The organism is Flavicella sp. IMCC45537, from assembly GCF_057197705.1.
The window spans coordinates 1,167,180-1,192,462 of the sequence record NZ_CM170067.1 but is presented as its reverse complement, the minus strand read 5'-3'; the positions used below and the strand labels follow the sequence as shown (position 1 = coordinate 1,192,462).

At 33.4% G+C, this 25,283-nt stretch carries 14 protein-coding genes; 8 read left to right on the top strand and 6 right to left on the bottom strand.

Translation table 11 applies throughout. The features are described 5' to 3' along the window. Positions 1-146: 146 nt before the first annotated feature. The 3 genes from AC2DGP_RS05445 to AC2DGP_RS05435 form a co-directional block, all read right to left on the bottom strand. Positions 147-1,061 carry a T9SS type A sorting domain-containing protein gene (locus tag AC2DGP_RS05445; RefSeq protein WP_484492005.1) on the bottom strand — a complete coding sequence of 305 codons (915 nt, stop codon included), beginning with the start codon at positions 1,059-1,061 and terminating at the stop codon, positions 147-149. Between the two features lie 480 nt (positions 1,062-1,541). Further along, positions 1,542-2,609, bottom strand: a complete 1,068-nt coding sequence (locus AC2DGP_RS05440) for a DUF4861 family protein (RefSeq protein WP_484492004.1) — start codon at positions 2,607-2,609, stop codon at positions 1,542-1,544. A 21-nt stretch (positions 2,610-2,630) separates the two neighbouring features. Beyond that, entirely contained in the window at positions 2,631-3,764 is a 1,134-nt protein-coding gene (locus AC2DGP_RS05435) for a glycoside hydrolase family 88/105 protein (RefSeq protein ID WP_484492003.1), read from the bottom strand. Positions 3,765-4,492: 728 nt separating this feature from the next. Between AC2DGP_RS05435 and AC2DGP_RS05430 the strand changes: the two genes are divergently transcribed. Genes AC2DGP_RS05430 through AC2DGP_RS05415 form a run of 4 tightly spaced genes read left to right on the top strand, consistent with a single transcriptional unit; the run spans position 4,493 to position 9,058 of the window. After that, entirely contained in the window at positions 4,493-6,313 is a 1,821-nt protein-coding gene (locus AC2DGP_RS05430; RefSeq protein ID WP_484492002.1) for an arylsulfatase, read from the top strand. A gap of 15 nt (positions 6,314-6,328) precedes the next feature. Next, positions 6,329-7,336: a hypothetical protein gene (locus tag AC2DGP_RS05425; RefSeq protein ID WP_484492001.1), complete on the top strand. Its 1,008-nt coding sequence runs from the start codon at positions 6,329-6,331 to the stop codon at positions 7,334-7,336. Between the two features lie 2 nt (positions 7,337-7,338). Continuing rightward, on the top strand, positions 7,339-8,256 hold the full coding sequence (locus AC2DGP_RS05420) for an SMP-30/gluconolactonase/LRE family protein (RefSeq protein WP_484492000.1): 918 nt from the start codon (positions 7,339-7,341) through the stop codon (positions 8,254-8,256). A gap of 13 nt (positions 8,257-8,269) precedes the next feature. Next, positions 8,270-9,058, top strand: a complete 789-nt coding sequence (locus tag AC2DGP_RS05415) for an SDR family NAD(P)-dependent oxidoreductase (protein ID WP_484491999.1) — start codon at positions 8,270-8,272, stop codon at positions 9,056-9,058. Between the two features lie 211 nt (positions 9,059-9,269). Here the strand turns inward: AC2DGP_RS05415 and AC2DGP_RS05410 are convergent, their stop codons facing one another. The 3 genes from AC2DGP_RS05410 to AC2DGP_RS05400 form a co-directional block, all read right to left on the bottom strand. Continuing rightward, positions 9,270-11,900: a sulfatase-like hydrolase/transferase gene (locus tag AC2DGP_RS05410; RefSeq protein WP_484491998.1), complete on the bottom strand. Its 2,631-nt coding sequence runs from the start codon at positions 11,898-11,900 to the stop codon at positions 9,270-9,272. Between the two features lie 109 nt (positions 11,901-12,009). Next, complete coding sequence (locus AC2DGP_RS05405) at positions 12,010-13,734, bottom strand: RagB/SusD family nutrient uptake outer membrane protein (RefSeq protein ID WP_484491997.1); 1,725 nt, start codon at positions 13,732-13,734, stop codon at positions 12,010-12,012. Between the two features lie 5 nt (positions 13,735-13,739). Then, the gene (locus AC2DGP_RS05400; protein ID WP_484491996.1) at positions 13,740-17,108 is read right to left on the bottom strand and encodes a SusC/RagA family TonB-linked outer membrane protein; all 3,369 of its coding nucleotides are present in this window, start codon (positions 17,106-17,108) and stop codon (positions 13,740-13,742) included. Between the two features lie 437 nt (positions 17,109-17,545). On the opposite strand from AC2DGP_RS05400, the gene AC2DGP_RS05395 reads away from it, so the two are divergent. The 4 genes from AC2DGP_RS05395 (at position 17,546) to AC2DGP_RS05380 (ending at position 25,231) form a co-directional block, all read left to right on the top strand. Continuing rightward, on the top strand, positions 17,546-18,013 hold the full coding sequence (locus AC2DGP_RS05395; protein WP_484491995.1) for a (2Fe-2S)-binding protein: 468 nt from the start codon (positions 17,546-17,548) through the stop codon (positions 18,011-18,013). Next, on the top strand, positions 18,010-20,163 hold the full coding sequence (locus AC2DGP_RS05390) for a xanthine dehydrogenase family protein molybdopterin-binding subunit (RefSeq protein ID WP_484491994.1): 2,154 nt from the start codon (positions 18,010-18,012) through the stop codon (positions 20,161-20,163). Before AC2DGP_RS05395 ends, AC2DGP_RS05390 begins: the two co-directional genes overlap by 4 nt. A 2-nt stretch (positions 20,164-20,165) precedes the next feature. Next, positions 20,166-21,491 carry a sulfatase-like hydrolase/transferase gene (locus AC2DGP_RS05385; protein WP_484491993.1) on the top strand — a complete coding sequence of 442 codons (1,326 nt, stop codon included), beginning with the start codon at positions 20,166-20,168 and terminating at the stop codon, positions 21,489-21,491. A 326-nt stretch (positions 21,492-21,817) separates the two neighbouring features. After that, entirely contained in the window at positions 21,818-25,231 is a 3,414-nt protein-coding gene (locus AC2DGP_RS05380) for an alpha-mannosidase (RefSeq protein ID WP_484491992.1), read from the top strand. Positions 25,232-25,283: the final 52 nt, after the last annotated feature.

Genomic DNA, 25,283 nt, shown 5'->3' with positions numbered 1-25,283 from the left:
TAGAGAGAATAAAAATATGCTAGATATTAGGAATTTATTTAGTATTGTGCCCTTGGTTTTCATTTTGTGTTTTAAGAGTCGTAGTTTTATATAATAAAAAAGGTGTTTTATTATATAAAACACCTTTTTTATTCTCATTACTTTATTTAATTAATAAGTATTTTGTTCGTTGAAGATCGATCATTTATGGTTACTTTTAAAAAGTATAGTCCTGGTTTAACCGAACGAACATCTAAAACATTTGAGTTTAACTGTATATCGTAAACGCTTCTTCCAATTGCGTCAAATAATTCAATATGTTTAGTTCCTAAGATAGTGGAGTTTATGGTTACTAAACCATCTTTTACAGGGTTAGGATAAATTGATAATTCTGAACTTGAAAATTCTTTGGTAGATAAAGTTAATGAAAATGACCCTAAAGGATATGGGATAGAAGGCGATGCTACTTCGAGACCGGCTAAATAGGCTTCTATACCGCCACCGCCATTAGCATCACATTTTACCTCACTGTCTACACTATTAAACCCCGTAAACACCCAGTTACTTAGGTTAAAACTCCCGTAATTTGGAGATCCATCTAGTCTAACAACAACCTGATCTCGGTGATCCCAATCCGTACCGACACCATCATTACCATCTTCTAAACCAACTCCAAATTGATCTGTTATCACGCCATCTACAATTGCTCTATATGCTTTATCTCCATTAGAAGTCGCTGAAACCGCAATGGCATTATATCCAGAAGTTCCGGAAGTAAAGTTAAAAGTGGTACTTGGGAATTCAGCAGCAATATCAGTTTCGCTAGTTAATCTCATGATATAAAAAAATTGATCGCTAACCATTACACCATTAAGTGTACCTAGACCAATATTATTCCAGGCATCAATGGTTCCATTTGTAACGTTTAAATCAAAATCTCCTAAATCTAAAGTTCCGTCAATATAAAGTTCTACAAGTCTTGCTTGTGAACTACACTGTGTTTCAACAACCTTCGTTATTGTAACTGTTTGTGCATAATTCATTGCGGTACATAATAAAAATAATTGGTAAAGTTTTTTCATGATAAAATAATTTAATTATAAATTAATGGTTAATAATTTTGTTAATCTTTTAAGTTCGAACTTTTTAAAGATTTGGTTTAAAGCGGCAAGATAATTTTGCTTTGTTAAAATTCAATTAATTAATGATTAACATGAATAATTTTCGATAAAATTAAGGGAGATAAACAGCCTTAAATTCATGTTTATGCATTTTTTAATCAAACGTTTTTTTCTTACCGTATCAATAGAGTCTGTATCGTTCAGAAAATTTCTATCAAGTCAAAAACAATTGTTTGCTTAATTTGGAAATTTTAATACTTCCAAAGTAGCGAAGACCTAGGTTATAAATGGAATCGTTTTATTACGAATACATCAAAAAAGATGATGTATAGTTTGTGATAAGTCATTTAAAGGACTTTAAGGTTTTGTTGTTTTGTGATGCCCAAGTTGGATGTGAAAAAGTTTAGTTTATCCTTAATTTTTTTTCGAGTCATCTCGGTTTTAATTTTCAGATTTTTTTGTCGTAAATGTATTTAGATAAGTCGTCCATTGGTCTTGAGTTGTAATATCACCTGCTTTTTCCCAAGCATAACCCGCGTTGTAAGTAATTGCTCCTTTCTCGTTAGTTTTAGCGATAATTAAAATATGCCCAGTATTATTTTTACCCGTTTTTTCCTTTCCGGGTAACATTTCAATAGATGATATTTGTTTAGGGTTCATAGAAACTGCGGTCCCAAGTCCATATCCATCATCGAGTGATTCATAGCAGGAAATCCAGCCAAAAGCTGTATTTATTGTTGTAATTGCATTACCATCATGTGTGGTAATACCAACACAAACTTCTAAATCTTTAGCAATTTTACCATTTTTGTAAAAGGTACTTTCAGCTTGAAACAATCGCTGGTTCATTTTAAGTGAAATTTTCTTTTCCTCCATATAAACATTACCTTTAATTTCCTTGATATAAGACAATACAAACTCACAATGGTTGTCACTTAATTCTAAAATTTTCCATGCTGTAAAACAATCTAATTCTTTTCGTTCATTTTCTATCCAGACTGCAGTACCGCCGGCACCAGCTGAGTTACCGACTTTGTATCCATCCCAGCCTTCACCGCGATCTATATGATAAGAATAGCCTTCTTGTTGTAATTTATACCACTTATTTATAATGGGATATTCTACATTTTTAGTCCAGATATCACAACCTGCTCCTTCAATTTTATTTCGCAAGCTTGGACCGTAAAAACGCATAGCTATATAATTATTTTCAAACATAAAATCATCTTTGCGTTCAGGTATAAAGCGACAAAAAACCTTTGGCTTTAGGGCTTCAATTTGTATTAAATTATCCTTAAGTGTTTTTTTATTTTGACTGAAAATGTTCAGACATACTATTAAAACCAATATTACAGATAGCTTATTTCTCATATTCTTAAAGTATGGGCAAATGACTATAAATTGATAATTAAAATACGTTAATGTTTTTTTTGTTTTCCGGCAGGTATGAAGCTGTGGATTATTGATTTTTGGAGTATTGCCAAACATAGGTATAACATTTTTTGCCATGGTTTCTATTATTTCAAGGATTTAATTTTTGTTTAATTCTAATAAGGCATTCGTACACCATAATACAGGTGCTTGTCCATGAAAATCACCTGTACGACGTTTTCTTTTAAGATATGCTTCTGCACCTGTCATTTCATTGGTACCGATACACACGTCCGAAATTTCTCCATTTTCATTAATCTTTTCAGTCAAAGCCAACCATCCTTTGCGAGCTGCAGGTCCATAAGTTTTAGCATCAAGCCACCCTTTATTAATTCCCGTAATATAGGAATATGTATACATGCCAGTACAAGAAGTTTCTTCATAAGCCTCTGGGTAATCAACTAATTGACGCCATAATCCACTTTTTGCTTGCAATGGTAGTAGACCAGCCATAAGTTTTTTATAGTACTCCATTAAGCGAGGGTATAATATATGATCTTCTTTAAGGGTTGTAAGTGCCTCCGTTAAACCAGCAGCTACCCAACCTATACCGCGTCCCCAATAAAAGGGCACACCATCGGTATGCGGAAGCAACCCATTGTTATCTTGCAGTTTACTACAATATGCATGAAGTAATAAAGCTGCGTTATTTACATATGTTTGATCTCCTGTAATACGTGTTGCCAATGCGTCTATTGAAGCAATCATATAAGCATCATCAATCCACCAGCGTGCTTGCCAAGTTAATCCATCTTCAGGATTAGGGTCTTTCCATTGTAGGTCTACCATTTCTTTTCCTAGACGATAAAAGCGTTTATCTCCTCTAAGTCTATATAATTCGAAAGGGACTAATGCGAAAACCGTAAAATCTCCGTGAAAACCTTGTGGAATTAAATGAGAATCTTTTTCATCTACAATAGGACGATAGCGTTTCTCTAAGCTTAAGAGTAGTTTTTTGTCTTTAATTAAATCGGAAAATTTAATAGCTCCATAGGCGGTAACTATTTCGGCATAGTGAATTGATCCTTTGCCTTTATTATTGAGGAAATGTGTTAGCATATAATCTCTTCCAAGAAGATTTTCCGTTACTCTAAGTCCAATTTCTTTTGGTGTTTTTCCTTTAGGGAATTTAGTTAGATGTTTATCTTTTTGAGCGTGTAGCATAGAGCAGGTTAATAATATTATCGCTTGGATAATAAACAAATTCTTTAGTTTTAAGTTTATAAGTTTCATGGTTGTAAGTTTTAAAAAAGTATATTTTTCTCTAATTTGATAGGTTGTTATTAATATTTGATTAATAGTAGATTAATACATTCAATTAGAGTTTTATGAAACTTACAATAGGTTTGAGAAGTTTTATGATATACCTACTCACATAAAATTTTGTTTGCTGTAAATAATCAAGGATGATTCGCAACTTCTGATGTCGCCATTATGAATGTAAGGGATATTAAAATGTATCAAAAGAGAAAACTATTGAGCCATTATCCATTAAATCAAAATGCAAGCTTTGGATCACATCGAAACATAAAAAACAAATTACTAGAATTACTAAACTTATTAAATTAAATAAGTTCAATTTACTTGAGTACAATGGGGATTTAAAACTGCCGATGTACTAAGTTCTTTAAAATTCTTGATCATATCTTTTTCAAGAATCATTTCAATTAATTAAAAATTAACCCAAAATTAACTCAGATATCCGAATTTGCTGAAAATATGAACTTTTACAAAATCTAGTATTAATTATTTTGGGTAAAAAACAATTATCATTTTTAGAATCTAAACAAGTCTTTAAAAATACTGTTCCTTCCAAACTGAGCATCTTTATTGATAGAAAGCGGCTGGGGGAAGGTTCAATACAATTTTTTTTTAAGTTCTTCATGTTTTCAATGATTTATAGCATAGCTCTTGGCGAATTAACAGAAGACCATAGCGAGTAAGTTAATTGCACTATAATTATGACTAAATTTTTAAGTCGTAAAAATTTAATTTTTAGCAGTATGTATTCAGTTCCTAATATTTTTCGTGAAGAATCAAAAATAATTCCAATTGTAATATGGTGTTTGTTTTTCAATTTTGTTGGAAAAGCAATGCATAATAAACCGCCAAACGTAATCATCATTATGACAGATGATCAAGGCTATGGTGATTTTGGTTTTACGGGAAATCCCCACGTTCAAACTCCAATTTTGGACGCCTTAGCTAAGAAAAGCATAAGATTTAATAATTTTTATGTGTCTCCAGTATGTGCTCCAACTCGTGCAAGTTTAATGACTGGAAGGTATTCTTTAAGAACTGGAATTAGAGATACTTATAATGGAGGAGCTTCTATGTCAACTAATGAAGTTACGATTGCAGAATTATTAAAAGAGAAAAATTACAAAACAGGTATTTTTGGAAAATGGCATTTAGGTGACAATTATCCGTTTAGACCGACTGAACAAGGGTTTGACGAATCTTTAATTCACCTTGCTGGAGGAATGGGACAAGTTGGGGATATCACAAATTTTTTTAAAGGAAATACTAGTTATTTTGACCCTGTTTTATGGTATAATAATACTAAAAAATCTTACCAAGGATATTGCTCAGATATTTTTACTGATGGCGCAATCTCCTTTATTGAAAAAAACAAATCGAACCCTTTTTTTTGTTACTTGTCCTTTAACGCACCTCACACACCCTTACAAGTTCCTGATAAATATTATAACAGATATAAAAAAACAGACCCCTCAATTGGTTTCAAAAAAGAAAATATACCCGTTCTACAGATGTCTGAAAAGGATAAAGAAGATGCCCGAAAGATCTATGGAATGGTTACTAATATTGATGATAATATAGGAAAACTGCTACAAAAACTAGAGGACTTGAAAATTTCCGAAAATACAATAATCATTTTTATGACGGATAACGGACCGCAACAAAATCGATATATTCAAGGAATGCGTGGTCTAAAATCAAGCGTATATCAAGGTGGTGTGAGAGTTCCAATGCTCATAAGATACCCTAAGGTTTTAAAAAATGATAGGGATATCTCTACCATGACGGCACATATAGATATTCTTCCTACAATAGCTGAATTTTGCGGTATAGAATTATCAAAAGAAAGTATCCTGGATGGGAAGAGCTTGGTGCCCCTTATAAATAAGAGAAATGTTGAATGGACCAACAGATTATTATTTTTTTATTGGACCCGACGTTATCCAGAGCTATATAATAATATGGCGGTTCAAAAAAATGGTTTAAAACTCGTAGGTAAAACTGATTATAATGCTAAAATTGAAAAATTCGAACTGTATGATATTGGAAAAGACCCTTATGAGCAAAACAATATTATTTTAAACCATAAACCGACTGCACGGATTCTAAAAATTGAAATGGACAGTATTTACAAAGTACTCATAAAATCTAAAAACCTTGTAAATCCTCCTTTACCAATTATTGGGACTGAATTTGAAAATCCTGTAATCCTAAATAGAAATGATGCAGATGGACAACATGGTATTTGGAAAGAAGAGGAAGTATATGGGAAATGGAATGTAAGCTTCAAAAAAGGGTATTATAATGTGAAATTTAAGTTTATCAAGCCTATTGAAAAAGGTGGAAAAATTATTCTAGAAACAACAGGGATTATTTATCAAAAGAAAGTCAAAAATGTGGAATCAGGTTTTATAAAAATGGATTCAATTTTTATCTCTGACATAGATACAGAACTTGTTCCTTATTACGCAGTAAAACAAAAAAAAATATTTCCTTTTTATATAGAATTGGAAAAATACTAATCTAAAAAAAACTTTATGAAAAAAATCTTATTTTTAATTTGTACAAATTTCTTGCTTTTTTCATGTTCAGCAAATCAAGTTGCTGAAAGTGAGACAAATGATCCTGCAGAGTCTACTGAATCTACTGAAAATGTTACTGACCCAATCAACCCCTTCTTTGCCTATAATTTTGGAGAAGGGTTGGTAAATTTATCAGCCAAAGAACAAGTTGAAAAGCTTCGTAAATATGGTTTTACAGGTATGACTTTTCAAATAGATAGTGATGATCAAATTGAATTTATGAAAGAGGTTATAACTGAAGCTGCAAAGGTTGACAATTTCGATTTGACATCCGTATTCTTCCGATACAATTTTGAGCTTGGTGACTTTCTAGAAAAATATGAAGAGGTTATTGATATCATAGCTGAAAAATCACCTCAAACTAATTTTTGGTTAATTTTTGGTAAAGTAGGTAGAGATAAAAATTTTGATTACAGCTATGTTGATGATGCTTTTGTAGAGTCTAAGTTGCTAAGTATTGCCAAATATGCGAAGTCAAAAGATATTGGAATCACTTTATATCCTCATAGTGGTACCTTTTATTATTCTGCGGAGCAAATCATCCCTGTGGTTAATAAAACCAATACAATGATAGGTGAACCATATATGAAAATTTCGATTCATTTATGTCATGAGTTACGTGCTGGAAATGGTAACCGTTTAGAGGAAGTTGTCAAAAATGTAGGAGATTTATTAGCTTATGTCAGTATTTCTGGAGCAGATAAAGTTCCAAATGAGGAGAATAATAGAGAATTTACGGCCAGTACACTGCGGTTATTATATTGGGGAGATGAAAGTATAGATCCCAATCAATCTAATAATAATGCATATGACATAACAAAATTTATAAAAGCGCTTAAAGTGAACAATTTCAAAGGACCAGTTGCGATGATAAATTTTAAAATCGACAATGCACTCGACGATTATTTACCAAAATCAATAGCGAAGTGGAATCAACTTAAAACGGAATATTTAAATTATTAAAAATGAATAAGATATATTATACTTTACTCATAGGAGTCCTAGTTTTTAGCACTAGTTGTCAAAATAAAAATACCCAAAAAGGAACTTCAAAGGATTCGGTCAAAGAAGTAGAAAAAGCTGGCGCTGAAAAGACATATGATGCGCCAGACCAGGCGGTTTGGCATGCACCATCAAAAACATGGTTTGTTTCTAGTTTAGGAGGAGGTATTTCTTTAGACAGAGATAATTATTCTTGGATTACGAGAACGGACGCTCAAGGAAATGTTATAGATCCTTTTTGGATTGATAAAAACCAAGGCTTACATGCTGTTTCAGGTATGATTGTGACGGATAGTTTATTGTTTGCATGTGATAGAGATGGCGTATACGAAATAAGTATTTCAGAAGGGAAAATAAAGGATTTTTATAAATTAGAAGGAGGAGAGTTTATAAACGACATTGCTATGGCAGCTAATGGTGATTTGTATATTTCAGATTTTTTTGGGAACAAAATATATAAAATTCCAGCGGATACAAAAAAAACAGAAGTATGGTTACAAACACCACGGTTGGAATCACCGGATGGTCTATACATGGATAATGGCAAATTAATAGTAGGCTCATGGGGGGTACTTAAAGAACCAAATTCTTTTGAGACTATCAAATTGGGTGATTTATTAAGTATTGACCTAGAAACGAAGGAAATTTCAGTTTTAGTTAAAGAACTTGGTAATCTAGAGGGCATCACCAAAGCAGGCGATTATTTTTATATTACAGATTGGGCTTCAGGAAGGGTATTGAAGGTAAATGCAGAACAAAATTCTGTTATCACTTTTATTAGTGGTTTATCTCACCCAACAGATCCAAACTACTCAAAAGAACTAAATACATTAGCCTTTCCCCAGCACGGAACGGATCAAGTTTTATTTATAAAGCTTTAAATATTTCGAAATTATGGAATTAGAACTTAAAGGAAAAATAGCCTTAGTAACAGCCTCGTCTTCAGGTATTGGTTTAGAAATAGCGAAATCTTTAGCTAAAGCTAATGCCACTGTTATTGTTAATGGGCGCACACAAAAAAGTGTGAATAATGCGATGCATTTAATTAAATTAGGCATTAAAAATTCAGAATTATTACCCTTAATCGCAGATATTTCAACTGATGTAGGCTGTAATGAAGCTATAGCTAAATATCCTGATATTGATATTTTAGTAAATAATCTTGGAATTTATGAATCTGTTGGGTTTTATAATGAAACAGATGAGGATTGGCAAAGACTATTTGAAACCAATGTGATGAGTGGCGTTCGGTTATCTCGATTTTATTTGGAGAAAATGATAATAAAAAACACTGGACGCATAGTATTTATTTCTAGTGAGTCTGCAATAAGCCCAGCTCAAGAAATGGTACATTATAGCGCCACAAAAACGATGCAATTAGGAATTTCAAGAGCATTGGCTGAATTAAGCAAGGGAACTAAAGTAACTGTTAATAGTGTTTTGCCTGGACCAACTAGAACAGATAATGTAGAAAAGTTTGTTCAAAGTCTTTATCCTGAATTATCACCTGATGAAGCCGCAAATAAATTTATAAAAGAAAATAGACCAAGTTCATTAATACAACGTTTTATCAACCCAAAAGAAATAGGAGATATAGTTGCCTTTGTATGTAGTGAAAGAGCATCAATTATAAATGGATCGAATATTAGAGCTGATGGTGGTTTGGTGAGAAGTGCTTTTTAACTACTTCATAAACTAAAAATACTTTCCTTTACAGATGTTTATACTGCATTGAGAACAAATTCAAAAAAAAATCGAGAGGAAAACTCTCGATTTTTTTTTGATTGAGCACTTTCAAGAGCGATGTTCCTTTGTGAGATTCTATCTTGAAAGTTTTATGATTAATGATAAGTTTATCTTAATGTTTAAGAGTACTTATTTACTTTTTTGAATACTATTTTTTTACAAATTTTTTGTGTTTTATAGCTCCTTCACTTTTAAGTAATAAAATGTAAATCCCTGATTTAAGGTTATTCGTGTCTAAAGTGTAGTTTTTTAAATTAATCTTTAGATCATTTACTTTTTTTCCATGTACATCTATTACTTGTAGTTCTTGTATAGTGGTGTTTGATTCAATGTGTAAAGAATTACTTGCAGGATTTGGATAGAGTAAGATGTCAAATTGTGACTTAGTCACTTTTTCGATGTCTAAAGATCCATTGGCCTCCTGTAGTTTGATCCAGTTGAAATTACCCATTACAGGAAAGCTGGATCTTCTCGCCACAAAATCTAATGTCAAAGTATGAGAGCCTGTAGGAATATCAACCGGAATATTCAAGATTTTATAGGTGCCATCTATCATACTATTATTAATTTCAAATTCACCTATATTAATATCATCTAAAAGGACATATATGAACCCTCTGTTTATAGGTTTACATCTAACGTCTATACTAGTAGCACTTTTAGTTAAATCTATATCGTAATTGAACGATGCGTTTTCTGTTGTTTGAGAAACATCCAATACTCCATCACAATCTTCTGTAATAGTGTTATTAGTATTTTCAGAAGAACTATAGTCTTCAGCTTCAATTTTAAAATAAGTAGTAACAGTACCATAGTTAAAGGATATTTCTGTGTAATAATTTTGATTGTTACTAGAATTTCCCCTTCCAATAATACGCAAGTGTTGTGCAGTTGTTTCTGGAAAATTAAATGTTTCTAATGATGTTGTATTTGTTCCGATATTTTGAGCATTTGTTAAAACCCTTGTCCAATTCTCACCATCCAATGATGTTTCTATATCAAAAGTATAAATACGACTATCACCATTAATTTTAAAGGACATATCAATACCAGAGATGCTCTCAGGGTCACACCAAGAAAACGTTATAGTTTCCCCGTCTCCGATAGATTCCCAATATGTGTTATTATCATTGTCAAAAATATTCTCAGGTTGTGAATCAGCATCACTGCTGGTTACAGTTACACTTTTTCCACCAACACCATTTGATTCAAAAATATATAATGAAGATAGTTTTTTGTCAAGTGAACCTAGAAATGGGGTACTACTCGTAATGAGATATCTTTCTCCTTCTAAATTGTCTTCAGTAAATCCATAGGCACTATATCCGGGAGCCAACAAAATAGATTGAGTTTCATTATCGTTGATACCGGTTAAATCACTTGAATTATAAACACCAACACTGTTAAAGCTTTGGTCGTTCCCTGCATAATAATATCCATCGAATAATGTTAGTAATTGTCCAGCACCTATATTAGGAGACCATTGTTTGCTTTGGGATTTTGGTTCAGGCATTTCACTGAGCCAGTCATTATATTGAGAAATCATAGATGTTACAATTTCTGGTTGCTGATTTGCCAGATCTGTAGTCTCACTAGGGTCTGTACTTAAGTCAAATAGTTCAATTTCGTCTTCAATAGCAACTAATTTCCAATTGCCATCTCTCATTGCCCATTCTCCTTCAATACCACCTTCATTCCAATAAAGTTTATCATGTGTTTTTTGAACTGTACCATCTAATAATGGAAGAAAACTTTTACCATCAAAAGGTTTATTAGTTGGGGGGGGAGTACCTGTAACGTCAAGAATGGTTGGTAGAATATCCATTGCTGAAATTGGTGTCGAAATCTCAGTATGATTGGGGTATTGATCTGGCCAACTAAAGATAAATGGAGTACGAATACCACCTTCCCAATTGGTTTGTTTAGTTCCCTTGAGAGGAGAGTTATCAGCTTCCATAGCACTTGCACCTCCATTATCTGTAAGGAAGATTACGATCGTGTTATTAAAAATATCATTGTCTTTAAGTGTTTGTATTACTTCACCAATACCATCATCTAAGTGTAAAAGCATTGCCATAAGTGTATTTCTTGTATCATTACCAGTATTGTATTTGGCAATATCTTCAGCGGGGGCTTGTGCTGGTGTGTGAACTGCATTGTATGCTAGATAACAAAAAAATGGATTGTCTTTTTCACGTTCTATAAAAGCAACAGCTTCATCCGTTAATAAATTTGTTAGATAGCCTTCAGCCGTAATAGGAGTTAGGTTTCTATACAAGGGATCATCAAGATTGTCTAATTCATAATAGTCATGGGCTCCTCTACCCAAAAAACCATAAAAATAATCAAAGCCTCGGGATGCAGGACTGTATTCAGCAGTCAAACCTAAGTGCCATTTCCCAAAAGCAGCAGATGTATACTCTTCAGGTAAAAATTGTGGAAATATAGTAGCATCTAATGATAACCCACTACCACCTTCTCCTGAATCGTAGATAGATTCGCGGTGTTGATAACGACCAGTCAAAATAGCTGCTCTACTTGGCGAACACGTATTTCCTGTCAAATATGCGTTAGTGAAAAAAATTCCCTCATTAGCAAGTAAATCCATATTTGGTGTATCTACATAACTTTTATGTTCTGGATTGTAGCTAATATCAGCATACCCCTGATCGTCGGTTACAATAACAACTATATTGGGGCGAATTTGTGCCGACAAATAGTTTGCAATTATTAGAAAAAATAAAGCATAGGACAATTTTGTTTTGAAGTTATAAAACATGATTTCAATTGTTTTTTTATTAATAGGGATAAAATTGTTTATTCTAGGTAAAAAGAAAGACTATTTAAACTTAGTCTTTCTTTTTATAATTTATAAGAGTTGTAGTGCATTAAAAACCAGGGTTTTGCATAAGGTCACCAGTGCTGATTTCGTTTAATGGTATTGGGTACCACATTTTAAAAGGTTGGAAGTTAGCTTGTAAACTAAGGATTTGAGGTTTCATATAATTAGAGTGATTATCAACAACCAAACCTTCTATCATTTCTTGGTAGCGGTGTGTTCTAATCAAATCAAATCGTCGCCAACCTTCAAAGGCTAATTCTCTGGTTCGCTCTTCTAATAACTCAAGCATGGTGTCTGCTCTAAAATATTCAGTATTTAATGCTTGTAAATTAGTTGCATAAGCTGGGTCAGAAGTGTCCAAACCTAATGCCCTACCTCTTACAATATTGAGCATATCTGTAACCTCCTGTGTTCTAGTTTGACCATTAATTTCATAGGAAGCTTCAGCACGCATGAGTAATATATCTGCATAACGTATTAAGGCTTGATTGATGTCAGTATCTTTATCTGCTAGGTTAGGATATTGCCCTTCTCCTTTTGAAGGATTTCGGTATTTTGCAATATGGTAGTTATTATCTAATGGTCCATTTGGTCTCACAGGTTCTGGTAAAATGTATATGACGCCATTGTAAACTTCTCGGCTGTCTCTACCAGAATTAAGAGGTCTACCCATTAAATTTGTATTAAATCTAGTATCCATAGCTTGATTCATTAAATAATAAAGCTTAGCAGTGGGTCTCATAACACCTGCACCACCACCAAAAAGTGAATTTCCTCTAAATAAAAACTCATTTTGCATACGACGAGGTCTTAATGGTGAAAAGTTAATTCCAAAAAGCATTTCTGATCTCACGTCAGCATCTCTTTCAGTTGCGGTGATAAACAAATGCTGAAATACACTTGTTAAACTATTTCCTTTAACAGCATAAATTGCATCGGTGTATTCTTTTACTTTATTGTAACGAGCTATGTCATCAACCCAATCAAAAGAATTGATTTCTAACCAACCTCCAATATTATCAATATTTGTTCCAGAACCATAGCGTTTCATACTTGCAGCGTACAAATTAAGTTTTGCTAAATAGGCATAAACACCCATTTTACCGATTTTACCGTCATCAGTCATATCATTATTTGGAATGTCTTCCAAAGCTTGAAGCCATTCACTTTCAATAAACTCAGAAATTTGCTCTACACTTGCTCTTTTTGGTAATTTATTAGGGTCGTATGACTCAGCTTTTGTAACCAATGGAACTCCTCCATAATAAGTCATTAAATAAAAGTAATAAAGACCTCTCATGAATTTGGTGTGTGCAATAATTATATTTTTCTGTATAATGTCTGCATCGCTTGGGGCAGGGGTGTTTTTAATATTTTCAAGTATAACATTTGCAAGAAAAATACCTTGATACATTGCTACCCAAGTTGCACGCACTTGGGGATTATTAGCTCGATAAGACATTAATGATATTACACCTTCTGATGAACCTGAGTTTTGTGGTCTCACAATACATTCATCCGTATTTGAAGAAGATAAATGATCATTACCGCCATTACCAGTCCATACTCCAGTTTTACCATCTGCTGTTACTGTGTTATCACCAATTAACGCATATAAACTTAGCATCACTGATTCGGCTCTACTTAATTCATCAAAAACAATATCTGATTGAGAGGTAGAAAAAACTTCTTCATTAAGAAAGTCGCTGCATCCTTGTGTTGTCATGGTAACAATCATCAAAAGGACTATATGTTTGAATATTTTTTTCATTTTTTTTAAATTTTAAAGTTTAATCCTATCGTTACACTTGCAGATCTAGGGTAGCTTGCCCTATCAACACCTTGAACTTGAGAAGCATTACTAGATCTAACTTCAGGATCAAATCCTTTATATCCTGTTATGGTTAATAAATCAAAACCTGATATAAACATTGTAAAGTTGCTAATGCCGTATTGATTCAATACATTACTTAGTGAATAAGATAAGTTTACACGTTTAAGTCTTAAGAATGAACCATCTTCTACATAGTAACTTGATGCAAGATCCATATTACCATTTTGTCCGTTAAATGTTCTAGGAACGTCAGTAGCTGTTCGATCTGGTTGCCAGAATCTGTTATAGTAGTCATAGGATACATTACCGTTAAGGCTTTTATGCGCCTCAGTTAAGTACCTTGAAGAATTATAAATATCATTTCCTATAGAATAAATCATATTAACCTGTAACGATAATTTTCCATAGATAAACGTATTATTAATACCTCCATACCAATCCGGTAAAGCGTTACCAATTATTTTTCTGTCATTTTCATTTACTTCAAAATCGTTATTTGGATTGTCATCATCATCTATAATCAAATTAGCATATTTTGGGTCTCCAGGTTCTGGATTCGCATTTCGATTAGTATATGCAACTCCATCTTTTAAAGTATAGTTGTTCGGGCTGTTATCAGCTGGAGAAACACCATTTCTAATTGCATAATATTCTGCAATGGCTTCTTCTTGAGTCATGCCATCAAAATTTGTAAAGTCTTCGTATCCATAGGTACCGACGTACTCATAACCATAAAAGTTTCCTAGTTGATCCCCAACTCGAATCAAACCGAGTTGATCAAAGGTCGCGTCTCCATCCAGAACTCTAAAATCTACAGCTCCAATGTCTTTAACAACAGATACATTTCTTGATGCTGTAATTAAGGCATTCCAAGTAAACTTCTTGTTTCTGATAATATCTCCTGAAAGAGAAAGTTCTAAACCATCATTGTCAATTTGACCAATATTTGTAATATACCTATCGGTTCCATAGATACCTGGTAAATCTGCATTATAGAGTAAGTTCGTAGTTGACTTTTTGTAAACATCTGTTGTGAAATTTATTCTATTGAGCAAACTTAAATCCAAACCAAGATTAAACTGAGCTGTTTCCTCCCAAGTCAAATTTGGATCTCCAATATTATCGATTGCAAAAACAGAAATACTAGTACCGTCATTAGTAGGTATTATAGTACTTCTTAAATTTAATGTCGTTTGGTTATTTGGAATTCTATCATTTCCTGAAGTACCATAACTTGCACGAATTTTCAAATTTGATATAGTGTTTGAATTTTTTAAGAAATTCTCTCCAGAGACCATCCAAGCTGCGGCAACAGAATAAAAATATCCCCATTTATTGTCAGCTGCGAATTTACTTGACCCATCTGCTCTAAAAGTGCCAGAAAACATGTATTTACTAAATAAATCAAACTGTCCACGACCAAAATAAGATAATCCTTGACTTTTAGTTCTATTACTATTCTGAATAAATGGTGAAGAACCAGCTTGAATATTATAAGCACTCCCAATACCTTCTTCAAATGATTGGTTCACAATTCTTTTGCTAGACCTGTCATCAACCCTGGACTCAATACCACCCAATAAATCCATTCTTAAGTCTCTGCCAAAAAAGTTATCGCGATACCTAAGTGTACTTTGAAAGTCATATCTCGTGCTAGCTTGAGATCTGACATCTGCTTCTCCATTAACAATAAAACCTCGTCTTACACTCGGGGTGTTAGGGTAAAATCTATTTGCCTCGGAATAAGCAAACCTTCCAGAAATTTGATTTCTCCAAGTAAGCTTGTCTGTAAATTTGTAATCCGCTCTTAAAGCTCCAAGTATATTAGCTAAAGTGTTGTTGTTAGTTACAGCGTTTAAATAGGTGAGAGGATCATCTAATTGCTCATCTTCATCTATAGATTCAGCATCTTCTACATTTGTAAACTGAATAGGAATTCTACCAATAGATTGTCTAAGTGGTCCTGCTGTATTCTGACTGTTTCCATCAGAATTATAGATCGTTCCGTTTCCAAAACCATAAGACATGTTTAAATTTGATTGCATAGTCAGTTTGTCAGTAACATCGACGCTATAATTCAATACGGATGTGATTCTTTGGTAGTTAGTATTTTGTACTGATCCTATGTTGTTCAGGTAACCCAATGAAGCTGACGATCTACTAGTTTCACTACCGCTTGTAAAAGAGATTCCTATTTGCTGAGTTCTAGATTGTTTGATAACTTCTTTTTGATAGTTTCTAGCTACATATTCCCCAGGGACTAGTTCTCGTGGACCTGTAATAATATCATCTTCTGTGTCTGGAATTCCATCAGGACCCGGAATAGTTTCATTAAAGTTTGGATCTTCTGGGTTTTTATAAAATCTGTAATCTACATAGTCTTCAGCAGTTAAAACATCTACTGGATTTGGATTAATTCCTATGTTACTCGAATAGGTTACGTTTAAAGATTTTACACCGTTTTTACCAGATTTGGTGGTAATAATAACAACACCATTTGCTCCTCTAGATCCATAAATTGCAGTTGCGTTTGCATCTTTTAATACTGTTAGTGTTTCAATATCATCTGGGTTTATAAATGATAAAGGCCCTAAGTTTTGGAATTGACCTGGATCTGCTCCAACTAAATTTGAGCCATCAGCTTCTACTTGAATACCATCTATAACATAAAGAGGACTTGTTGCTCCAGATAATGAACTTGCACCACGAATTTGAATATCAAAACCTACTCCTGGAGCACCTGAATTGGATGTAATTTGGGCACCTGCAATAGAACCTTGAATAGCACTTAATGCATCACCAGTAGGGTTACTAACTAAATCTTTTGATTTTATAGTGGAAACAGCTCCCGTTAAATCTCTTTTCTTAACCTCGGTATATCCAATAACCACAACTTCATCCAGTTCTGCAGCATCAACCATCATTTGAACATTTATTATGTTTGAGCTTGTTACAGTTATAGATTCGGATTTCATTCCTATATAAGAAAATTGAAGAATTTCCCCAGTTTTTGCTGCGATACTGTAATTACCATCAAAATCTGTGAGAGTTCCTCTTGCCGATCCCTTTACAATAATAGTTACTCCAGGCAATGGCTGATTATTTTCATCCGTAATATTTCCAGTAATTTGATTTTGATTATCATATGAAACAATTTTTATACTTTCTGAATTTGTTTCATTTGTAATGGCTTGAGTTTTACTGATGTTTAAAAAAACTATTAGAAACGTACATATCGACAGTTTTAATTTTAGTTTTTTCTTTTTTTGATAAGTGCTTTGATAATAACCACTTTTAAATTTTAGATTCATATTGCGTTTTTTGGTTTAGTTATTCGATTGTTACAGCAACCGAAATGAATAATTAGCATGTTCTGGGTAGCAATTAAAGAAATAACATCTAATAAAGTCTTAACAAATCATTAACACAGTGTGTTTTTAATAAAATTACGATAAACATTTTGTTTTTTAGGTATCACGTATTTTGTTTTTTCTATGCAGATGAAATCAGTGTTTGAATTATAAATCTCTATAAGTGAAGAGATGCTGTCAGTGGGTAGGGGATGGAGTTTTGTGTAGTGTAAGAATCTCCGATAAGTTTAGCTTAAATTTAGATAAAATAAAACCAAAGAAACAGTCTGCTTTGAAAAACACTAATTTTTAAATTAATGATTTATTAATAAAAAAATAATCGATTCCTTTTAAATTGTTCTACGCACATGAATATGAATTATAATAAAAAAGTCGCTATGCCAAATTACGAGTTAAACATTAATAACAAGAAGTATAAGATTTCAGCTGAAGCAGACACTCCCTTGTTGTGGGTTTTAAGAGATGCACTGGGACTGGTTGGTACAAAATTTAGTTGTGGTATTGGAATGTGTGGTGCTTGTACAATACATTTTGAAGGTAATGCAATAAGAAGCTGTGTATTGCCAGTAGCCGTTATTGGTGAGTCCAAAATAACAACGATTGAGGGGCTTTCCGTTGATAATAGCCATCCGGTACAAAAAGCATGGAAAAAACTCGACGTTCCACAATGTGGTTATTGTCAATCAGGTCAAATAATGACTGCTTCTGCATTTCTAGAACAAAATAATAATCCAACAAAAGAAGAAATAAGGCAGGCAATGCATGGAAATATATGTAGATGTTGCGCGTATAACAGAATTGAAAAAGCAGTGGGTGAAGCAGCTAAAAATAATAATAAGTTATGATAAAGAACAAGAAAGAGGAAATGAATACTTCGTTCAGTAGAAGGTTGTTTATTAAGACGGCAGCTCTCTCTACTGGAGGTATTATATTTGGTGTTAATTTTTTAAATGCTTGTAAGGATGACAGCAAATTAATTTTAGCTAATGCTGAATTAAATTTTTTTGAATTTAATGCTTTTATTAAAATAGCAAAAAATGGCATTGTAACCATAATATCCCCGAATCCTGAAATTGGACAGGGGGTAAAAACTTCTATGCCAATGTTAATCGCTGAGGAACTTGATGTTGCTTGGAAAAACGTTGTGGTGGAACAAGGTGTTTTAGATACAGGTAATTTTAAAAGACAGGTTGCTGGAGGCAGTGGTTCCATAAGAACTTCTTGGCTTCCATTGAGACAAACTGGGGCGATAGCAAGACAAATGCTAATAAATGCTGCTGCATTAAAATGGGGTGTTTCTCCTTCTCAATGTAGTACAAGAGAAGGTATTATTGAACATTCAAGTGGCAAAACATTAAATTATGGTGATATTGTAGAATCTGCAGCTGGTTTAGAAATTCCTGAAAATGTTTCATTAAAAAATCCCAAGGATTTTAGGATTATTGGTAAAGATAAAATAAACGTAGATATAGATAGAATAATTTCAGGAGAGCCATTATATGGTATGGATTTTAAACGAGAAGGAATGCTTTATGCAACAGTATTGAGAAGTCCATCCTTTGGTCAAAAGTTGTTAAGTTATAACGATAAAGCTGCTAAAGCCATAAATGGGGTTAATAAGATTTTTGAATTTGATGACAAAATAGCCATTTTGGCTACAAATACTTGGGCTGCTATATCTGGTAAGAAAGCAATAGAAGCTGAATGGAGTAATGATACTGGTTATATGAGCACCACAGATTATGATAATAAATTATTCAATTTACTAGACTCAGATAAGCTTAAAACAAGACGTTCAGATGGAGATATTAATATGTCCATAAAAAATGCAGATAAAGTAATTGAACATACTTATGAAAGTCCATTTTTACCGCATAACTGTATGGAACCAATGAATTTTTTTGCACATGTTACAAAAGATAAGGTAGAATTGATAGGGCCAATTCAAACACCGGAAGGTACTGTAAAAACAATTGCTAAATTGTTAAAGAGACCTGTTGAAGATATCTCATTAAATATGACAAGAATTGGTGGAGGATTTGGAAGAAGATTAAAAAATGATTTTGTACAAGATGCTGTTCTCATTTCCAAAACATCCAAAAAACCAATCAAATTGGTGTACACTAGAGAGGATGATATGACTGCTGGAATATACAAACCCCAGGTAAAGTATAAGATAAAAGCAGTTATTAAAGATTCAAAAGTTGTTGGTTACCATCTAAAAGAGGCTGCGGTTCGTGTAAATATTAATAAAAGTCGGGCAGGTAATTTTCCTGCTGGAGCTATAGAGAATTATAAAATTGATGTTGGTTCATTAAGAACTGAAGTGACTGTTGGTGCTTGGAGAGCTCCAGTTAGTAATACTTTGGCATTTGCTGAACAAAGTTTTTTAGATGAGCTTGCAGAGACACTAAATCAAGATCCAACAGAAATGCAATTACAAATGTTGCAAAAAGCGAAAAATAGCCCGAAAAGAAGTATGGCATATGTTCCATCTCGAATGGAAAAGGTTATTAAGAAGGTTGTTGAAAAATCGAATTGGGGTAAGGCTAAAGAAGGAGTTTATCAGGGGTTTAGTTCGTATTTCAGTCATCAAACATATGTTGCAGAAGTAGCAGAAGTGATAATAAAAGATGAGATGCCAGTTGTAACCAAGGTATATTGCGTAGTTGACTGCGGAGTTGTTGTAAATCCAACGGGTGCAAAAAATCAAATAGAAGGTGGTATTATTGATGGTATTGGGCATGCAATGTATGGTGAGCAGACATTAAAAAACGGAAAACCAGAGAATTCTAATTTTAATACTTATAGATTGATAAGAATGATGGAGACTCCTTTAGTTGAGACTCATTTTATTAAGAGTGATAAAAATCCAACTGGATTAGGTGAGCCTACCTTACCTCCTGCGGGAGCGGCAGTAGCTAATGCAATTCATGCAGCCATAGGAATACGCGTTAGAAAACAACCTTTCATCAAGAATTTGAAGTTTTCTTAATTATGAATTGTAACATAAAAAGACGACCGTTTTTACTGCTTTTATTCGTGTTTTTTTTGGGTAATATTTACAGTCAAAATAGAGATAATAGACCCAACATCATAATTATTATGGCAGATGATTTAGGTTATGGTGATATTTCAACTTTCGGGAATAAAGAGATTTATACTCCACACATTGATACATTGGCTTTACATGGGGTAAAGTTTTTAGATTACCATTCCAATGGATCTGTCTGTACGCCCACAAGAGCTGCCCTTTTGACGGGTAATTACCAGCAAAGGTCAGGTTTAGAAGGTGTTATTTATGTGCAAAAAGAAAAGCGTATTTATGGTTTGTCTGATTCGGAAACAACAATGGGAGAGTTATTCCAAAAAGCAGGTTATAAAACAGGAGTTTTTGGTAAATGGCATTTGGGGTACCAACCAAAATACAATCCGATTCATGCAGGCTTTGACGAATTCTATGGCTATCTGAGTGGTAATATTGATTATATTTCTCATCGAGATGGAATTGGTGTTTATGATTGGTGGCAAAATGACCAATATAGTTTTGATAAGGGGTATGTAACAGATTTAATTACAGAACATGCATTGGATTTTATTGAAAAAAACAAGAAAAATCCATTTCTACTCTACATTCCCCATGAAGCACCTCATTTTCCTTACCAAGGAAGAGAAGATAAAGCAGATCGTTTGTCAGAAAATCAAGATTTTGAAATGCTAGGGTCTCGTGTAGATAAGGATAAAGCCTATAAAGAAATGGTTGAAATAATGGATGAAAATATTGGACTAATTCTGATGAGAATAAAAGATTTAAACTTAGAATCTAATACGTTTGTCTTTTTTTGTTCTGATAATGGAGCTAGAAGACCTGGTAACAATGCAAATTTAAAAGGTTACAAAGGTTCCTTATGGGAAGGAGGGCATAGAGTACCAGCAATCGCGTATTATCCTAAAAAAATTAAAAAAGGGAAGGTGTCCAATACACCTATAATGAGCATGGATATATTGCCAACAATATTATCTATTGCTCATATTAAAACTAATAAAGAATTTGATGGTGTAGACATGTCTGATGTGTTGCTTTCAGAGGGAATCCCAAAAGAAAGAGCTCTGTTTTGGAGATATAAGAATCAAAAATCAATACGACAAGGGAATTGGAAATATTTGAAAGTTGATAATAAAGAATACCTTTTTTATTTAGAAAGTGATATTGGAGAGAAATCTAATCAGATCACCAATCACCCTATAAAAACCCAAAAATTAAAACAACTTTTGTTTCATTGGGAACAAGAGATGAATGCATATAGCCAAAAAACAAACTAAACGCCACCATAGTCTAGTTTTAGAAGAATATTTTCAAGTGCTATATTAAAATTCAATAGAATATTTATAAATCAAAAGCAATTGTTTTTTTGCGATAAGTTACTGGTTGTTAGGTGTGTATATGTGTTTGTGTGTAGTTTTGTGATTACAGTTTTCTTCTTAATGATATATTAATCAAATATTAATGCATTAAAATTTAATTAGCAATCTAAACTTGAATTAAATATTTAAATGTCATCAGTCATCTTTTTAGTTGCTGAATTTGCAATGATAATGAGTACCCATGTTTCAAAAGATTGACATTTTTCAAAAACTATCGATAAAGAATGAAAATAATAATTATTTCTAATATGAGAACATTAAGTTTTTTTAAACTATCTGTATTTTTCTTTTTCTCAGTTTTTATGTCTTTTGGACAAACTAATAAATCAAAAATAGTAAATACATATATAGATCCTTCTTCTGTTGACTTAACAAAGCCCACTATATTTGCTATACCATATTCGCATTTAGACGATCAATGGAGGTGGGCATATCCGCAAGTAGCTCGTGAGTTTCTTAGAAATACTCTAGACGAGAATTTTGCATATTTTGAACAATACAAAGATTTTAATTTTAACTGGACAGGAGGCTTTCGATATGCTATGATGAAAGAGTATTATCCGAATAGATATAAAGAATTAAAAAAATGGATCGATAAAGGAAGGTGGTATCCCAATGGTAGTTCTTGGACTGAGAATGTTGTGTTAGCACCAACAACTGAATCTGTTATCCGTCAGATTCTTATGGGGTCTCAATTTTTTAAAAATGAATTTGGAACAGAAAGTCGTGAGTACATGTTGCCTGACTGTTTTGGTTTTCCTTACTCTATGCCATCTGTTTTGAGTCATTGTGGCATAAGAGGTTTTTCTACACAAAAGCTAACATGGGAATCTGCGAATGGAATTCCTTTTAATATTGGAAAATGGATTGGACCTGATGGAAATTGGGTTGTTGCTTCATTAAATGCTGGAAATTACGCTGGAAAACAGCATGAAGGTGTTGTTTATAGTACTGATGAAAAGGTAGCCAAACGTCTAAAAAAGAATGAGGAAAAATCAGGTTTACCTATTGATTACTTCTATTTCGGTGGAGGTGATCATAATAATGCTGATAGAGGTGGAGCACCAAGACAGAAAAATTTAGAATCTATTAAGAACTCTTTGCAAACAGAGGGTCCTGTGAATCTTGTTGTGGCACAACCAGACTTAATGTTTAATGCAATCACAGATAAGCAAGCAGAAAAATTTCCAACGTGGGAAAAAGATTTACTACTTGTAAAGCATTCTACAGGAGTACTCTCCTCTCAAGCATATCAGAAAAAAATTAATAGAGAGGCTGAATTAATTGCTCCTTCTGCTGAAAAAGCTGCAGTTACAGCACATATTTTAAACGGGATGGCCTACCCCAAAAAAGCAGTAAATCAAGCTTGGGGGCTTATGTTAAGTAATCAGTTTCACGATATATTACCTGGAACTTGCATTCCTGAAGCGCATTCTTATGGGTGGAATGATGGTATTATAGCGCTAAATCAATTTGATGGAGTATATCAGGACGCAGTAGGTACATTAGCCCAATCGCTAAATACAAATGTCAAAGGAATACCAGTTGTAGTATACAATCCAATGTCAATACCCCGTACAGCTGATGTTGAAGCATTAATACCAGAAGAACTAAAGAAAGCCAACAAGATAGCGGTTTATAATGCAAAAGGAAAAGAAATACCTTCTCAAATTACAGTGGGCTTTGATGGAAAAAAACGTATATTATTTCAAGGCAAACTTCCTGCTCTTGGTGCAAGCGTGTTTTCTATTCGTGAGGGAAACTCTAAAATAAAAAAATCAAGCTTAATAGTTCGCGAAAATTATCTTGAAAATACTGATTTTAAAGTCACTATTGATAAAAATGGTGATATCTCTAGTATTATTGACAAAAGCATCAATCGAGAATTACTTGAAAAACCAATTCAATTAGAGTTTGGTGAAGATTTTCCAGATTCTAAACCGGCTTGGCGTATTTATTATAAGGATATTATAAAACCTGCGGCTCATGTGTTATCAGATCCAATATCTGTAAAAGTTATTGAAAATGGCCCAGTGCGTGTGGCTATTGAGGTAGTAAGAGAATTTGGAGAAACAAAAGTTTGGCAAAGGATAAGATTATCATCTGGAGATGATGGAGCTAGAGTTGATATTGCTAGTCAAGTAGATTGGAAAACCCGAGGGCACTTCTTGAAGGCAGCTTTTCATTTATCAGCGGAGAATCCTTTAGCAACTTATAATTTAGATTTAGGGGTCATTCAAAGGGGAAATCGCAATAAAAAGCAATATGAAGTGCCTACACATAGTTGGATTGATCTAACAGACAAATCAGGTGAGTTTGGAACATCTATCTTAACAGGTTATAAATACGGAAGTGACAAAGTAGATGATAATACCATTCGAGTTACCTTAATTCATTGTCCAAATACAAAAGAATGTCAACAAGAAGTTATGGATGATGGAACAATGTCTGAACAAAGATGGCAAGATTGGGGTAGACATCAGTTTACCTATGGAATAACAGGGCATAAGGGTGATTGGATAACCGAAAAACTTCATAAAAAAGCAATGAGTGCTGAACAGCGTCCTGCAGCTTTTGTTGTTCCGAAATACAAGCGAAACAAAAGTACCTTATCGTTATTAGAAATCAATTCAGATTTGGTGAATATTCAAGCAGTTAAAATGGCTGAGGATGGATCTGGTGTTGTTGTAAGATTACAAGAATTATATGGAAAAGGAGTTTCTAATTTATCACTTTCAGCGATAAAACCGATTAAATCAGCTGAGTTCATTGATGGTGCAGAACGTAAATTAGGGAAAAAAATTATTGTAAAAAAAGGTAAGGTTAATTTAAACTTTAAGCCTTTTGAATTGAAATCTATCTTATTGAAGATGCCTGTTGCTACCACGAAACCGGTATTAACAACACCGGTTAAACTAGAATTTGATACAGATGTTTTTACTGTAAACGAAGATCCGGAGGATGGTTATCGTGAAGATGGTTTAGGTACTGCCACACCAAGATCTGAGGCGTACCGCGGTAGTTTTGATGGAAAAGGCGGAACCTACCCCGCAGAACAAGTAGCAGATAAAATACAAGTTGGTAACGTAGAATTTGTTATGGGGTCTAGAGATTATAAGAAATATAATGCAATGCAATGTGTAGGTCAAACCGTTGATTTGCCAGTAGGAACTAAAGTTGTTCATATTTTAGCCGCTGCTGATATTGAGAAAGAAGTTGTGTTTAAGATGGGGGAAAAAGATGTTCCTCTAACCATTGGTGCATGGACAGGACATCTAGGACAGTGGGATACGCGCTTGTTTGAAGGGCATGTTGCTGAGTTGTCCTATTCTTTAAGAAATCCTTTAAAGACTATTCGTCCAGCGTATTATAGGAACCATCGTGTGGCTTGGACCGCTTCGCATCATCACAGACCTGGTACTATGGTAGATCAATGGTATCAAACAAGTTATATGTTTGCTTACCGACTAGAACTTCCAGAAGGCACAAGTCGCCTAACCTTACCTGATGATAGATATGTTCGTATTATGGCAATGAGCATAGGTGATGAAGCCCCTGCAAAAGCCTTACAATCTCCCTTTGAAGATTTACATCGTAATCAAGAATTCAAAAACAAATTTTATAACACAAACTATTAAAAAAAACGAAAAGGAAATTAAACCAACTAAACGAAACCAAAATTAGAAATCA

Bases quoted from the DNA above. Each gene is read 5' to 3' on its own strand.
- AC2DGP_RS05430 (WP_484492002.1), top strand. From the start codon at position 4,493: ATGACTAAATTTTTAAGTCGTAAAAATTTAATTTTTAGCAGTATGTAT.
- AC2DGP_RS05420 (WP_484492000.1), top strand. From the start codon at position 7,339: ATGAATAAGATATATTATACTTTACTCATAGGAGTCCTAGTTTTTAGC.
- AC2DGP_RS05395 (WP_484491995.1), top strand. From the start codon at position 17,546: ATGCCAAATTACGAGTTAAACATTAATAACAAGAAGTATAAGATTTCA.
- AC2DGP_RS05415 (WP_484491999.1), top strand. From the start codon at position 8,270: ATGGAATTAGAACTTAAAGGAAAAATAGCCTTAGTAACAGCCTCGTCT.
- AC2DGP_RS05400 (WP_484491996.1), bottom strand. From the start codon at position 17,108: ATGAATCTAAAATTTAAAAGTGGTTATTATCAAAGCACTTATCAAAAA.
- AC2DGP_RS05405 (WP_484491997.1), bottom strand. From the start codon at position 13,734: ATGAAAAAAATATTCAAACATATAGTCCTTTTGATGATTGTTACCATG.
- AC2DGP_RS05410 (WP_484491998.1), bottom strand. From the start codon at position 11,900: ATGTTTTATAACTTCAAAACAAAATTGTCCTATGCTTTATTTTTTCTA.
- AC2DGP_RS05385 (WP_484491993.1), top strand. From the start codon at position 20,166: ATGAATTGTAACATAAAAAGACGACCGTTTTTACTGCTTTTATTCGTG.
- AC2DGP_RS05425 (WP_484492001.1), top strand. From the start codon at position 6,329: ATGAAAAAAATCTTATTTTTAATTTGTACAAATTTCTTGCTTTTTTCA.
- AC2DGP_RS05380 (WP_484491992.1), top strand. From the start codon at position 21,818: ATGAAAATAATAATTATTTCTAATATGAGAACATTAAGTTTTTTTAAA.
- AC2DGP_RS05390 (WP_484491994.1), top strand. From the start codon at position 18,010: ATGATAAAGAACAAGAAAGAGGAAATGAATACTTCGTTCAGTAGAAGG.
- AC2DGP_RS05440 (WP_484492004.1), bottom strand. From the start codon at position 2,609: ATGGCAAAAAATGTTATACCTATGTTTGGCAATACTCCAAAAATCAAT.
- AC2DGP_RS05435 (WP_484492003.1), bottom strand. From the start codon at position 3,764: ATGAAACTTATAAACTTAAAACTAAAGAATTTGTTTATTATCCAAGCG.
- AC2DGP_RS05445 (WP_484492005.1), bottom strand. From the start codon at position 1,061: ATGAAAAAACTTTACCAATTATTTTTATTATGTACCGCAATGAATTAT.